Source organism: Stappia indica, from assembly GCF_001696535.1.
Lineage (GTDB): Bacteria > Pseudomonadota > Alphaproteobacteria > Rhizobiales > Stappiaceae > Stappia > Stappia indica.
On the sequence record NZ_MBQE01000001.1, the window covers coordinates 574,562 to 587,959 of the forward strand.

General features: G+C 66.5%; 13 protein-coding genes. 8 read left to right on the top strand and 5 right to left on the bottom strand.

Going from position 1 to position 13,398, the window contains the following annotated elements:
• Positions 1-71: 71 nt before the first annotated feature.
• Positions 72-1,172, top strand: coding sequence for an ABC transporter substrate-binding protein (locus BBX35_RS02625; RefSeq protein WP_067215692.1), 1,101 nt, complete (start codon positions 72-74; stop codon positions 1,170-1,172).
• A gap of 178 nt (positions 1,173-1,350) precedes the next feature.
• Here the strand turns inward: BBX35_RS02625 and BBX35_RS02630 are convergent, their stop codons facing one another.
• Complete coding sequence (locus BBX35_RS02630; RefSeq protein ID WP_067215695.1) at positions 1,351-2,427, bottom strand: ABC transporter ATP-binding protein; 1,077 nt, start codon at positions 2,425-2,427, stop codon at positions 1,351-1,353.
• Positions 2,428-2,590: 163 nt separating this feature from the next.
• Between BBX35_RS02630 and BBX35_RS02635 the strand changes: the two genes are divergently transcribed.
• The 7 genes from BBX35_RS02635 (at position 2,591) to BBX35_RS02665 (ending at position 9,278) form a co-directional block, all read left to right on the top strand.
• Positions 2,591-3,289: a GntR family transcriptional regulator gene (locus tag BBX35_RS02635; RefSeq protein ID WP_067215698.1), complete on the top strand. Its 699-nt coding sequence runs from the start codon at positions 2,591-2,593 to the stop codon at positions 3,287-3,289.
• On the top strand, positions 3,286-4,203 hold the full coding sequence (locus tag BBX35_RS02640; protein WP_067215700.1) for an alpha/beta hydrolase: 918 nt from the start codon (positions 3,286-3,288) through the stop codon (positions 4,201-4,203). Before BBX35_RS02635 ends, BBX35_RS02640 begins: the two co-directional genes overlap by 4 nt.
• A gap of 35 nt (positions 4,204-4,238) precedes the next feature.
• Entirely contained in the window at positions 4,239-5,456 is a 1,218-nt protein-coding gene (locus tag BBX35_RS02645) for an ABC transporter substrate-binding protein (protein ID WP_067215703.1), read from the top strand.
• Positions 5,457-5,633: 177 nt separating this feature from the next.
• Positions 5,634-6,551, top strand: a complete 918-nt coding sequence (locus BBX35_RS02650; RefSeq protein ID WP_067215705.1) for a carbohydrate ABC transporter permease — start codon at positions 5,634-5,636, stop codon at positions 6,549-6,551.
• Positions 6,548-7,381, top strand: coding sequence for a carbohydrate ABC transporter permease (locus tag BBX35_RS02655; protein ID WP_067215707.1), 834 nt, complete (start codon positions 6,548-6,550; stop codon positions 7,379-7,381). Before BBX35_RS02650 ends, BBX35_RS02655 begins: the two co-directional genes overlap by 4 nt.
• Before the next feature lie 20 nt (positions 7,382-7,401).
• A complete protein-coding gene (locus BBX35_RS02660) occupies positions 7,402-8,289 on the top strand; it encodes a sugar phosphate isomerase/epimerase family protein (RefSeq protein WP_067215710.1) in 888 nt (295 codons plus the stop codon).
• Complete coding sequence (locus BBX35_RS02665; RefSeq protein ID WP_067215713.1) at positions 8,286-9,278, top strand: Gfo/Idh/MocA family protein; 993 nt, start codon at positions 8,286-8,288, stop codon at positions 9,276-9,278. The genes BBX35_RS02660 and BBX35_RS02665 overlap by 4 nt, the downstream gene beginning before the upstream one ends.
• A 108-nt stretch (positions 9,279-9,386) precedes the next feature.
• Here the strand turns inward: BBX35_RS02665 and BBX35_RS02670 are convergent, their stop codons facing one another.
• From BBX35_RS02670 to BBX35_RS02685, 4 genes are read right to left on the bottom strand one after another with little or no spacing between them, the layout of a single operon-like run.
• Entirely contained in the window at positions 9,387-10,361 is a 975-nt protein-coding gene (locus BBX35_RS02670) for a TRAP transporter substrate-binding protein (protein ID WP_067215715.1), read from the bottom strand.
• Between the two features lie 40 nt (positions 10,362-10,401).
• Positions 10,402-11,673, bottom strand: coding sequence for a TRAP transporter large permease (locus BBX35_RS02675; protein WP_067215718.1), 1,272 nt, complete (start codon positions 11,671-11,673; stop codon positions 10,402-10,404).
• On the bottom strand, positions 11,670-12,158 hold the full coding sequence (locus tag BBX35_RS02680; protein WP_067215720.1) for a TRAP transporter small permease: 489 nt from the start codon (positions 12,156-12,158) through the stop codon (positions 11,670-11,672). Before BBX35_RS02680 ends, BBX35_RS02675 begins: the two co-directional genes overlap by 4 nt.
• Complete coding sequence (locus tag BBX35_RS02685; RefSeq protein WP_067215723.1) at positions 12,158-13,396, bottom strand: CaiB/BaiF CoA transferase family protein; 1,239 nt, start codon at positions 13,394-13,396, stop codon at positions 12,158-12,160. Before BBX35_RS02685 ends, BBX35_RS02680 begins: the two co-directional genes overlap by 1 nt.
• Positions 13,397-13,398: the final 2 nt, after the last annotated feature.

Genomic DNA, 13,398 nt, shown 5'->3' on the forward strand with positions numbered 1-13,398 from the left:
TGTGAGACAGGCGACCGGCGCGAGCGAACCAGCGCCGGCACCTTGGGGACGGAAACGGGAGGAAGACGGGCATGACGCTTGCGCCCCATGCCTTTGCACGCGCAGCCGCAGCAACGGCTCTGGCACTGGTCATGACACTGGCACTGGCACTGGCACTGGTCCTGACGCTGGCGCTCGCCGGCACCGGCAAGGCCCGTGCCCAGACCGTGCTGACCATCTACAGCGCCACCGACACCTCGGCGGTGACGGAGCTGATCGCCCGCTTCGAGGCGAACCATCCGTCCGTCAGGATCAACTACGTCGAATACAACACGTCCGAGCTCTACGAGGCGATCGCGTCCGAGAGCCATGCGGTCGACGTGGTGATCAGCTCGGCGATGGACCTGCAGGCCAAGCTGGTCAACAGCGGCGATGCCTACGCGTTCCAGCCGCCCAATGTCGGGGTGCTGCCCGAATGGGCCCAGTGGCGCGGCGAGCTCTACGGCTTCACCTGGGAACCGGTGGTCATGGTCTACAACAAGAAGGCCTTCGCCGACCGGCCCCTGCCCCACACCCGCTCCGAGCTCGCCGGCATGATCCGCGACGACCCCGATTTCTTTCGCGGCCGCGTCGGCACCTACGACATCCACCTGTCCGGCGTCGGCTACCTCTTCGCCACCCAGGACGCCCAGCGCGGCTACCAGTTCTCGCGCGTCGCCGAATCCTTCGGCCGCGCCCGCGCCCGCACCTTCTGCTGCACGCGCGACGTGCTCGACCGCGTCGCCAGCGGCGAGCTGGTCTACGGCTACAACATGATCGGCTCCTACACGCTCGGTGTCGCACGCAAGGACGAGCGCATCGGCTACTACCTGCTCGACGACTACACGCTGGTGATGAGCCGCACGGCCTTTATCCCCGAAAACGCGCCGAACAAGCGGGCCGCCGTGTCCTTCGTCAATTTCCTGTTGTCCCCGCAGGGCCAGGCCGCCATCGCCACCTCGCCGGAGATGATTCCGCTCCTGCCCGAGGCGACCGTCGCCTCCGGCCACAGCGGCGTTCCGGGCACCGAAGGGCGCTCGCTGCTGCCCATCCGTCTCGGCACCGGCCTGCTCACCTATCTCGACCGGCTGAAGAAGGAGGCCTTCCTCGCCGACTGGTCGGCGGCGATGCAGGTCGACAGCGCCTCGCAGTAGAGCGCGGGGATAAGTGGCAAAAAGGCCGGCCCGGAGACGCCCGCGGCCGGCCTTTTCGTGATTTTGGGTATCTTGCGACGCCCGACTCCAAAAAAACGCGATTTCGAGACGGAATTTTGCAAAATCCGTCTCAATTTCGAAAACGCCCGCAAGCCCTTGTCATGACAACAGAAAATGCTCAGCGCGCCTCGATCCGCGCGCCATTTTCGCCGTCGAAATAGTGCAGGTCCTCGAGCTTGTAATCGAGGCTTATCCTCTCGTTCGGGCGCAGCGCCACGGTCGGCGCCAGCCGCGCCGTCAGCTCCTGCCCTCCGAGCCGGCAGATCGCCATCGTGTCCGAGCCGAGCGGCTCGAACACCTCGACCACCGGGGCGATGGCGCCCCCCGTGTCCCCGGCGAAGGCGAGATGCTCCGGGCGGATGCCCACATCCAGCCGCGCCCCGTCGGCAGCCGCCACCTCGCCCAGCCGCAGGGCCGCATCGCCCACCCGCAGCACCGGCGAAGTGCCTGATCTGTCGACATTTCCGCTGAACACGTTCATTTGCGGCGAGCCGATGAACTCGCCGACGAACCGGCAGTTCGGGCGGCTGTAGAGTTCGATCGGATGGCCCTGCTGGACGATCTTACCCCCGCGCAGCACCACCACCCGGTCGGCCAGCGTCATCGCTTCGGTCTGGTCGTGGGTGACATAGACCGTCGTCGTCTTCAGCATCGCGTGCAAGCGTTTGATTTGCGTACGCATTTCGACGCGGAGCTTGGCATCGAGGTTCGACAGCGGCTCGTCGAACAGGAACACCGCCGGCTTCCTCACGATGGCCCGGCCCATGGCGACGCGCTGGCGCTGGCCGCCCGACAGCTGCCCCGGCTTGCGGTCGAGATAGGCCTCGATCTGGAGGATACGTGCTGCCTCGCGCACCTTCGGCTCGATCTCGGAAGCCTTCAAGCCCCTCATTTTCAAACCGAATCCGATATTCTCGGCCACGCTCATATGCGGGTATAGCGCGTAGTCCTGGAACACCATGGCGACGTCCCGGTCGCGCGGCTCCACGTCGTTGACGACCCGCTCGCCGATCTTCAGGACCCCGCCGGAGATCTCTTCCAGCCCGGCGATCATCCGCAGCATCGTCGACTTGCCGCAGCCGGACGGCCCGACGAAGGCGACGAATTCCCCGTCCCTGATGTCCAGGCTGACCCCATGGATCGCCCGCACCGAGCCGTAGTCCTTGACGATCCCCTCCAGCCGGATATCCGCCATGGCCCTCTCCCTTGACCGCCCGTTTTTGCGGGGCTTGCATTATCGATAATTTGAATGTTATCGATATCGATAATGGAGCGCAACCCCGGGCGGCGACCCCGACGGGCGATGCGAGAAAGGGTCGCCGGCACACGTCCGGCGGCAAGCAGGGAGCCGCTGTCTGATGGCCGTTGAGAGCTTCTCGACCGCATCCGTGATGGATCTTGTCCCCCGTCAGTCGAGCCGGCGCAGCCATGCCGTCTTCGTCGCCTTGCAGAAGGAAGTCGTGCTCGGCGAGCTGCCGCCGGACTCCTCCCTGACCGAGATGGAACTGGCCCAGCGCTTCCAGTGCAGCCAGAGCACGGTGCGCGAAGCCTTGATGCAACTGTCCGAGGAAGGGCTGGTCAAGCGCCTGCCCCATCGCGGCACGCTGGTCGCCCCCTGCCGCGCCGCCGATGCCCGCGCGCTTATCAACATCCGCCGCGAGGTGGAGTGCACCTATCTGGAAGAGGTGCTGCGCAATTCCGGCCGCGGCCTCGTCGGCCAGCTCCACGACGAGCTGAACGCCATGCGCAACGCCGCCCGCGACGGCGACGAGTATCGGCTCTCGGTGCATGACCGCGCCTTCCACACCACCTTGTTCGCGGCCGCCGACCTGCCGCTGGTGGTGCCGATCCTGACCCGCTGCCTGATCCACAATCACCGCTACAAGATCATGAACTCCCAGCCGAACCGCGCGCTGGAAGAAACGGCCGAGCGGCATGTCCCCATCATCGACGCGCTCAAGGACGGCGATCTGGAGCGCCTGCGCACCGTGCTCGGCCACCACATTTCCACCATCGTCGATTTCGGCCCGGACCTGACCGAGGACGCCGGAGCATGACCCCGCGCCGCCAGCCCAGCCCCGCCATGCGCGCCGTGCTCGACCGCCTCGCGCAGAAAGACCGCGGCCTTGCCGATCCCACGACCCTGGAGCCGCAGGCCGGCCGCGCGCTCGCCGCGCTCACCAATATCCGCTGGAACGAGGACCTGCCCCCGGTCGCCGAAAGCCGCACCCTGATGCATGCCGGGCTGCCGGCGCGTCTCGTCGTGCCGGAGGGCGATACCGGGCGCGACGCGATCCTGCATGTCCATGGCGGGGGCTGGGCCTTCTGCTCCGCCGCAACCCATGAAGGCGCTGCCCGGCGCATCGCCAATGCGACCGGCGCGCGCGTGCTCACCGTCGAGTACCGCCTCGCCCCGGAGCATCCCTATCCCCACGGGCTGGAAGACGTGCTGTCGGCCTGGGCCGCGCGCGACACGGATCTTCGCTGGTCGATCGCCGGCGACAGCGCGGGCGCCAACCTGGCGCTGGCGGCGATGCTGCGGCTGATCGAGGAAGGCGGCACCCTGCCCGCCCAGGCGCTGCTCTTCTACGGGGTCTACGGCGCCGACTTCTCGAGCCCGTCCTACGAGTTATACGCGGACGGACCGGGCCTCACCCGGGCGAAGATGCAGCGCTACTGGAACTGGTACGCGGCCCGCGAACTGCGCGACCGGCCGGCCGTATCCCCGCTGGCGGCCAGCGATGCGGCGCTCGCCGCCCTGCCCCCGCTCTATCTCAACGCCGCCGGGCTCGACCCCCTGTGCAGCGACACCGAACGACTGGCCGCGCGCCTTCGCGCGCTCGGCCGAAACGACCCCTTCGACCTGTTCGAGGGCGTCGTCCACGGCTTCATGCAGATGGGGCTGGCCCTGCCGGAGGCGCGCGACGCCTTCCAAAGGGCCGGCGCCGTCTTCAGGAAACGGGCCGGCTGAGGAGCGGCCCGAAACTCCAGGGAGGAAACAAACCAATGAAAATGCTCAAGAAAATCACTGTCGCCGTCAGCGCTCTGACGCTGATGGCTAGCCTTGCCCACGCCGACAGCACCGTGCGCTTCTGGTATCACTTCGACAATGCCGACAACCCGATGAGCGAGCTCGTCGCGGAGTTCGAAAAGCAGAATCCGGGCATCAAGATCGAAGCCGAGAACATTCCCTGGAACAGCTACTACGACAATCTCTACACCGCGATCATCGGCGGCAACGCCCCCGACGCGGCGATGGTCAAGATGTTCGCGCAGCCGCGCCTCGTCGAGATGGGTGCGCTGGAGCCCATCGGCGCGCGCATCGACGCCTGGGACGGCAAGGCCGGCCTTGAGGACAACCTGCTGAACCTCACCAAGGCGGCCGACGGCGAGACCTATTATCTCCCCGTCCAGTACGTTGTGCTCTACCTCTACTATCGCCAGGACATGCTGGACGAGCTCGGCCTCAAGGTACCGGCGACCTGCGACGAATTCCGCGATGTCGCCAAGGCCTTGACCCGGGACACCAACGGCGACGGCTCTCCGGATGTCTACGGCTTCGGGTTCCGGGGCGGCAAGGGCGGCCACGACCACTGGGCCAGCCTTACCCTCTCCCGCGAAGGCGTCAGCCTCGAAGACGGCCTGACCTCGGAGGCGGGGATTGCCGGCACCCAGTTTGTCGTCGACCTGTTCCGCCAGGACGGGGTCTTCCCGCCCTCCGCGCCCAATGACGGTTTCCAGGAAATCCTCGGTGCCTTCAAGGCCGGCAAGACGGCGATGACCATCCACCACATCGGCTCGGCCAACGGCATCGTCGAGGTTCTGGGCGACAAGGTCGCAGCCGCGCCGGTGCCCGAATGCGGCGGTGGTCGCTGGACCTCCTTCGGCGACGAGAGCACCGCGGTCCTCTCTTCGGCCTCCGACAAGGACGCGGCCTGGAAGTGGATCTCCTTCCTCTCCTCGCCGGTCAACAACGCCAAGTTCAACGAGGCGACCGGCCAGCTGCCGGTGGTCAAGTCGGATGCCGAGAGCTGGTCGCTGCACCCGCAGCGCTTCGTGAAGGCGACGGTGGACTCCCTTCCCTATGCCCACCTTCTGCCGAACGTCTCGCAGACCTCCGACTTCGTGAACACCGTCTGGCCGGTCAACATGCAGCGCGCGCTGACCGGCGAGATCACGGCGCAGGAAATGAACGAGAAGATCGCCGAGCTCTACGCCCAGTAAAGGCGGTTATCCCCTGAACGCGGCGGGCGGGGCGCGAGCCGCCTTGCCCGTCGCCTTCCTGGAGCCGCCGGCACCCGAACGGGTGCGGGCACGCGGCTCCGGCATTCTGGAACCGATCAGTTTCGAGGCTTTCGGCCATGTTCGGCCACGCCCGCTGATCCAGCCGACGGCCAGACCATGACCGATACATCCGTTCCCGATGCCGGGCCGACCGGGCGCCCGCTCGGCCGGCGCGTGCTCCCTTACGCCATGTTGTCCCCGGCGGTGCTGGTGACGCTGGCCATCGTCTTCTTCCCGATGGTGCAGACCGCCTGGATGAGCCTGCACGACTACGTGCTGTTCCGCCCGAACCATTTCGAGTTCATCGGGCTCGACAATTTCCGCAAGGCCCTGGCCGACGAGGTGTTCTGGATATCCCTGCAGCACACCGCGATCTGGATCGGCATCACGATCCCGGCCCAGGTCCTGCTCGGCCTCGCCACCGCCCTGCTGCTGAACCAGGACTTTCCCTGGCGCCCGCTCGCCCGCGCGCTGATCATCATCCCCTGGGCCCTGCCGTCGGTTGTCATCGCCCTGATGTGGGTGTGGATCTACGACAGCAACTACGGCTTGATGAACGACTTCCTGCTGCGCCTCGGCCTCATCGAGCAGGCCGTGCCCTGGCTCGCCCGGCCCGACACCGCGCTCGGTGCCATCATCCTGACGCTGACCTGGCAGGGTTTCCCGTTCTTCGCGGTCATGATCCTCGCCGGCCTGCAGTCGATCCCGCGCAGCTATTACGAGGCCGCCGCCATCGACGGGGCCAGCACCTGGCGCCAGTTCTGGCACATCACCCTGCCCGGGATCTCCGGCGTCCTGGTGACGGCAATCCTGCTGCGGATGATCTGGGTCGCCAATTCCTTCGACGTCATCTTCGTCATGACCGGCGGCGGGCCGGGCTACAGCACCTACACCCTGCCGCTCTATGCCTTCGTCAAGTCCCGCACCAATCTCGACTTCGGCTACGGCTCCGCGCTGGCCGTCCTGTTCACCCTGCTGCTGATGGTGGTCGTGCTCGTCTACCTGCGCCGCACCGGAAAGGCGGTGAGCCGATGAGACTGCGCAAGCTCCCCCTGTGGCGGCGGATCCTGACCGTCGACCTGCCGATGCTGGCGATCCTGGTCTTCACGCTCGGACCTTATGCCTGGATGTTCCTGACCTCGGTGACGCCGGAAGCCAGGCTTTTCACGGAAGGTCCGTCGATCCTCGGCGCCACGTTCGAAAACTATGCCCGCCTGTTCCGCACCGTCGGCTTCGGCCGCAACCTGCTCGACAGCCTGATCGTGGCGGGCGGCACGGTGGTCGTAGGGCTATCCCTGTCGATAACCGCCGCCTACTCGTTCTCGCGCTTCGAGTTCCGGGCCAAGCGCCTGCTGATGATGCAGTTCCTGCTCATCAACATGTTCCCGCTCGTGCTGCTGATCCTGCCGCTCTTCGTGCTGATGCGCGTGCTCGGCCTGCTCGATACCCATGCGGCGCTGATCATCGCCAACTCGACCATCGCCATCCCGTTCTCGGTCTGGATGATGGTCAGCTACATGAACGGCATTCCGCGCTCGCTCGACGAGGCGGCGATGACCGACGGCTGCTCGCGGCTCGGCGCCCTGCGCCGGGTGATCCTGCCGCTCTGCGCGCCGGGCATCGTCGCGACCGGCATCTACATCTTCATCACCGCCTGGAACGAGTACCTCTACGCGCTCACGCTCGGCGGCCGCAACGTGCGCACCATCACCGTCGCGGTGCAGACCCTGATCGGCGAATACGAGGTCCAGTGGGGCCTGCTCACCGCCGGCGGCATCATCGGCGCCATGCCCGCGACCGTTCTCTTCCTGCTCGTCCAGAAACGCCTCATCTCCGGCCTCACCCAGGGCGCGGTGAAGGGCTGAGACTCGAAAGGACCCTCCCCTTGAAGAACCCGATTGGCATCATCTCCATGCAGTTCGTCCGCCCCTTCACGGGCGCCGACCTGCATCACTTCGCAAGGGCGGCGAAACTCGGCTTCGACTTCGTCGAGCTGCTGGTGCCCGAGCCCGAGGACGGGCTCGACCTTGCCGAAACGCGGCGCGCCGCCGAGGACGCCGGCATCTTCCTGGTGCTGGCAGCGCGCGTCTCGCCGACCCGCTCCATCGCCTCGGACGACCCTGCCAACCGCAAGGGCGGGCTCGACTACCTCAAATGCTGCATCGATGTCGCAGAGGGCCTCGGCGCCCGGATGATCGGCGGTCCGCTCTACGGCGAGCCGATGGTCTTTGCCGGCCGCCCGCCCGTGCCGCGCAGCGATACCGACATTGCAGCCCGCGCCGAGCGCACCGTCGAGGGACTGAAGCAGGCGGCGGCCGTTGCCCGCTCCGCCGGCAAGGTGCTGGCGCTGGAAGCGCTGAACCGGTTCGAAACCGACGTGATCTCGACGACACGGCAGGCGATCGAGGTGGTCGATGCGGTCGGGGACGCAGGCCTCGGCCTGATGCTCGACACGTTCCACATGAACATGGAGGACCGCTCGATCCCCGACGCGATCCGCGCCGCCGGCAACCGCATCGTCCATTTCCAGGCCAACGAGAACCATCGGGGCCACCCGGGCACCGGCCATATCGACTGGCCGGCGGTGATGCGGGCGCTGCATCAGGTCGGCTACAAGGGGCCGATCTCGCTGGAGCCCTTCCGCCGGGCCGACGACCGGGTGGCGCTGCCCATCGCCCATTGGCGCGCGCCGCGCGAGGACGAGAGCGAGAAGCTGATGGCGGGCCTTGGCGTCATCCGCAACGCGCTGGCGCTGGCGGAGGTCGACCAATGATCAATATCGGCTGGATCGGCTGCGGCCGCCACGCGCGGCAGATGCTGCTGCCGCAGTTGGGGCGCAACGGCTTTCGCATCGCAGCCCTGTGCGACCGCGATGCGGCCGCGCTCGGGGAAACGGCGGCGAATTACGGCGTCGCCTCCCTGCACAGCGACTATCGCGACCTGATCGCCCAGCCGGGGCTGGACGCCATCGGCATGGCGGTCGGGCCGGAGCTGCACCGGCTCGCCTCCATCGCGGCGCTGGAGAAAGGCCTGTCGGTCTTCATGGAAAAGCCGCCCGCAGCCGATGCGGCGGGCGCGCGCGATGTCGCCGCAGCCTCGCAACGGGCCGGCAAGCCGGTGATCGTCGGCTTCATGAAGCGCTACTCGACCGGCAACAGGATCGCGCGCAACGTGCTGGACGGAGACAGCTTCGGCAAGGTGCTGGGCATCACCGGCAGCTACATGACCGCACCGACCTATTTCGTCGGCGAGCCGGACTATACCGGCTTCTTCCTGCATCACTGCGTCCACTACATGGACCTCATCCCCTGGTTCGCCGGCGAGGACTTCGGCGACATGCTGGTGCGATCAGTCAGCCCCGCTCCGGGCAAGCTGCTGCTGCATGTCAACTTCACCACCAGGGGCGGCACGATCGGCAATGTGGTGATGGGCACGGTGCAGTCGCGCGGCACGCCCATGGAAGAAATCCGCATCATGGGCGACCATGCGCGGCTGGAGATCGACAACATCATCAATGTGCGGCTCTACCGCGATCCGCCGTTCAAGGCGGACGATCCCGCCGCGACCCTCGATCCGGCCTGCGACACGCTCTCCTGGACGCCGAATTTCACCGCTGCAGCCAACGAAGACCACAAGGGCTATGCCGCCCTGCTGGCCGACACGGCGCGGGCCCTGCGCGGCGAGCCGACCAACGCGCCGGGCATCGAGGCCGGCGTCCTCGCCATGGAGCGGCTGGAGCGAATGATCGCGCAGATTTCATGAAAAAACGCGCGTGGAGCGACGGCTCCACGCGCGGTCCGAACAAGCCGGAAGTTTGCGGGAAAGCACCGGCAGGCCAGAGTTCGGGCCTGCCGGCATTGCGCACCATGCTTACTTCGACATGGCCCGGATCTTGTCGTAGGCGCCCTCGCCCCACACGGCATCGACATTGACCGACGCGGCAACGCCCTTGGTCGCCTCGCGGAAGGCGGCGATGTCCGGCTCCACGACGTTGAGCCCTTCGGCCTTCATCTTGTCGAGCATCGCCTGCTCCTCGTTGTCCAGCGCATCGGCACCGGCCTGCACGCCAGCATCGAGCGCCTCGTGGAACGCCTTGCGGTGCTCCTCGCTGAGGCCCTTGTAGAAGTCCTCGTTGATCGCGACGAAGTTCGGCAGCAGCGTGTGGCCGGTCAGGATCAGGTTCTTCTGCACTTCCTGGAAGTTGTTGGTCGCGAAGGTCTCGATGGGGTTCTCCTGCGCATTCACCACGCCGGTGCGCAGCGCCATGTAGAGCTCGCCGAACGGGATCGGCTCCGGATTGGCGCCGAGCGCCCGCCAGGTCTCGACGAAGATATCGATCTGCGGCGCGCGAATGTGCAGGCCTTTGACGTCCGCCGGGGTCTTCACCACGACTTCGGAGGTCGACAGGTGCCGCGGGCCGCGCTCGACGATGCCGACGAGGCGCATGTTCTTCTCGGTGACGAAGGCGTCGATCCAGGGCTGGCCGATCTCGCTGAACAGCGCCGCGCGGAAGTGATCCCAGTCGTCGAAGAGATAGGGCAGCGCGGTATAGTCGAACTGCTTGTGACCGGTGTAACCGGCCGCATACATCTGGATCTGCCCCGTCGAGGTCTGCTCGACCAGCTGCTGAGCATCGCCGATCTGGCGCGCCGGATAGAGCACCGCGGTCAGCTCGCCGCCGGTCTTTTTCGACAGCTGCTTGGCGAACTCGTTGGCCGCGATGTCCATCGGGCTGCCCGGCTGTTCCAGATAGCCGAACATGATCTCCTCGGCCGAAGCGGTGGCAGATCCGGCGACGAGGCAGACGGCGCCGGCCATCATCAGTTTGCGCAAGTGATCGAGCATTTTCATTTCCTCCTTGGGGATGTTTTTGGTCTTGTTGTTGTTATCGGAAGCCGACCAGCGTCGGCAGGAAGGTGACGACCGCCGGGAAGACGGTCACCAGAAGCAGCACCGCAATCAGCGGCACCATGAACGGCAGCACGGCGACGACCGCCGCCATCAGCGGCACGCGGGCGATATTGCTGACGATGTAAAGGCAGATGCCGAGCGGCGGAGTGACCAGGCCGATCATCAGGTTGAGGCAGACCACCACCCCGAAATGCACCGGCGAGATGCCGAAGGTGCCCAGCATCGGGAACAGGATCGGCACGACCAGCAGCAGCACGGCGATGGTCTCCAGGAACATGCCGAGCACCAGCAGGAGCAGGTTGACCAGGAGCAGGAAGACCAGCGGGTCGTCCGAGATCTCCATGATCATCGCCGCGATCTGGAACGGGATGCGCTCGCGGATCGCCAGCCAGCCGAAGATTGCCGCGAAGGAGATCACCAGCATCACGCCGGCGCTGCGCCGGATCGTCGCCTTGATGGCCGACAGGAACTGCCCGCCATCGAAGCCGCCGTGATAGATCACCGCAAGGATCGAGGCATAGATCACGGCAACGGCCGCAGCCTCCGTGGGGGTGAAGACGCCCGACAGGATGCCGCCGATGACGATGAGCGGCATCAGCAGCGACGGCACCGCATCGAGGATCGCACGCCCCCGCTCCCCCCAGGACATCGCCTCCTGGCGCGGATGCTTGTGGCGATAGGCGAGCCAGGCGGCAAGCGCCATCATCGCCCCGCCCATCAGCAGGCCGGGCACGACGCCGCCGAGGAACAGGCCGCCGATCGAGGTTCCGGTGAGCGAGCCGTAGACGATCATGGCGATGCTGGGCGGGATGATCGGGCCGATGGTCGAGGATGCGGCGGTGACCGCAGCCGCGTATTCCGGCTTGTAGCCCTGCTCCCGCATCGCCTTGATGAGCACGGTGCCGAGACCTGCCGCATCCGCATAGGCCGAGCCGGACATGCCGGAAAAGACGATGCTGGCCAGGATGTTCACCTGCGCGAGGCTGCCGCGGATGCGGCCGACGATGGCGCTGCAAAAGGCGATGATCCGCCGGGTCACGCCGCCGTTGTTCATGATCTCGCCGGCAAGGATGTAGAGCGGCACCGCAATCAGGATCGAGTTGGTGAGCGAGGAACTGGTCTGCGTCACCAGCGAGGTGAAGGGAATGCCGTTCCACGCCATGTAGAGGAACGAGGCAAGGCCCAGTGCCCATGCCACCGGAACGCCGAGGCACAGAAGGGCAATGAGGATCAGCAGCAGCGTCATGCCTCGCCCTCCTCCGCCTTGTCGTCGGAGGCCCCATGCAGCTCTTCGATCATCTGGCAGAGAAGAACGAGAGACCCGAGCACCGCCATCGCCAGGATGGCGCCGCGATACCAGACCATCGAGATCGGCAGGGTCGAGGGATAGGTGGTCAGCGATGCGCGCAGGATCGACGGCGACACGACCACCATGGTGATGAGCATGACGATCACCGCCAGCTTCCAGCCGATGGACAGCACCTTCTTCACCCCCGTCCCGAAAAGCGCCGTGACGAAATCAACGCGCACGTGATCGCGCTCCGCCTGGACCAGGACTGCACCCAGAAGCGACACCCAGACCAGCATGAGCGCGGTCATGTCATTCGACCAGACGAGCGGGCTCGCCAGCTTGCGCAGCATGACCTGCACCGCCGTCAGGACGACGATGCCGAGCATCAGGACGACGCACAGGCGCTCGACGATGCGAAGGACTCCTCCCAGCCTTTGCATCATGCGGCTCCCGATTTCCGCAGGCGCGCTATCGCCTCCCCGTCCAGGCCGAGCGCGCCGAACACCGCCTCATTGTCCGCGCCCGCGTCCCGCCCGGTGAACTGCACCTTGCCGTTGGTCCGGCTGAGCCGCGGCATCACGTTGTGCACCCGCACGGTGCCGAAATCGGGATCCGGCATCTCGGTCAGGAGATCGCGCTCGCGGAAATGCGGATCGGCAAAGACATCGCCAACATCGTAGACCGGGCCGGCGGCGACCTCGTACTCGCGCAGGATGCGCAGCGCGTCCTCGCGGGTGTGCCGCTTCATCCAGCTGGAGATGATCTCGTCCAGTTCCTCGGCATTGGCAACACGGCCCTCGTTGGTGGAAAAACGCGGATCCTCGCACAGTTCCGGCCGGCCGAGCGCACGCAGCAGACGCAGGGCGATCGGCTGGGCGCTGCCGGACAGGGCCACATACTTGCCCGGGTCCGCGGTCTCGTAGGCACCGCGCGGAGCGGCATCCGGCAGGCGGTTGCCATGGCGCTGGCGCACATCGCCGAACTGGTCGTAGTCGAGGAAGACACTCTCGAGGAGACGCGACATCGCCTCGCAGATGCTGGCATCGACCACCTGTCCGCGCCGCTGCGGATCGGCATCGCGCGCCCGCAAGGCCACCATGACACCGAAGGCGCCGAAGGCACCGCACACGCCGTCCGCCAGGGCGAACTGCGGCAGCAAGGGCGGCGTATCCGGGGTGCCGGTGATCGAGGCGAAGCCGCTCATCGCCTCGGCCAGCGTGCCGAACCCGGCAAAGCCCGAATACGGACCGGTCTGGCCGAAACCGGTGGTGCGCAGCATGACGATGCCGGGATTGATCTGCGCCAGCACGTCATAGCCGATGCCCCACTTCTCCAGCGTACCGGGGCGGAAATTCTCGATCACCACGTCGGCTTCGGCGACCAGCTGCTTGAGGACCTCCTGTCCGTCCGGATGCTTGAGGTTGAGCGTGACGGCGCGCTTGTTGCGGCTGATCGTCTTCCAGTAGATCGACTTGCCGTTCTTGCGCCGCCCGAAGGCCCGGATGTGGTCGCCGTTTTCCGGATGCTCGACCTTGATCACCTCGGCGCCGAAATCGGCAAGGAAGGTGGCGGCCAAAGGCGCCGCGCCCATCGTCGCGATGTCGAGAACCTTCAACCCCGTCAGGGCCGCCGTATCGCCGGAGCCGAGCGCCGGATCGCGCCAGGGAGATGTCTTCATTT

What these genes read in the sequence shown, in the direction of transcription:
- BBX35_RS02625 (WP_067215692.1), top strand. Translation starts at nt 72, where the DNA reads ATGACGCTTGCGCCCCATGCCTTTGCACGCGCAGCCGCAGCAACGGCT.
- BBX35_RS02630 (WP_067215695.1), bottom strand. Translation starts at nt 2,427, where the DNA reads ATGGCGGATATCCGGCTGGAGGGGATCGTCAAGGACTACGGCTCGGTG.
- BBX35_RS02635 (WP_067215698.1), top strand. Translation starts at nt 2,591, where the DNA reads ATGGCCGTTGAGAGCTTCTCGACCGCATCCGTGATGGATCTTGTCCCC.
- BBX35_RS02640 (WP_067215700.1), top strand. Translation starts at nt 3,286, where the DNA reads ATGACCCCGCGCCGCCAGCCCAGCCCCGCCATGCGCGCCGTGCTCGAC.
- BBX35_RS02645 (WP_067215703.1), top strand. Translation starts at nt 4,239, where the DNA reads ATGAAAATGCTCAAGAAAATCACTGTCGCCGTCAGCGCTCTGACGCTG.
- BBX35_RS02650 (WP_067215705.1), top strand. Translation starts at nt 5,634, where the DNA reads ATGACCGATACATCCGTTCCCGATGCCGGGCCGACCGGGCGCCCGCTC.
- BBX35_RS02655 (WP_067215707.1), top strand. Translation starts at nt 6,548, where the DNA reads ATGAGACTGCGCAAGCTCCCCCTGTGGCGGCGGATCCTGACCGTCGAC.
- BBX35_RS02665 (WP_067215713.1), top strand. Translation starts at nt 8,286, where the DNA reads ATGATCAATATCGGCTGGATCGGCTGCGGCCGCCACGCGCGGCAGATG.
- BBX35_RS02670 (WP_067215715.1), bottom strand. Translation starts at nt 10,361, where the DNA reads ATGCTCGATCACTTGCGCAAACTGATGATGGCCGGCGCCGTCTGCCTC.
- BBX35_RS02675 (WP_067215718.1), bottom strand. Translation starts at nt 11,673, where the DNA reads ATGACGCTGCTGCTGATCCTCATTGCCCTTCTGTGCCTCGGCGTTCCG.
- BBX35_RS02680 (WP_067215720.1), bottom strand. Translation starts at nt 12,158, where the DNA reads ATGCAAAGGCTGGGAGGAGTCCTTCGCATCGTCGAGCGCCTGTGCGTC.
- BBX35_RS02685 (WP_067215723.1), bottom strand. Translation starts at nt 13,396, where the DNA reads ATGAAGACATCTCCCTGGCGCGATCCGGCGCTCGGCTCCGGCGATACG.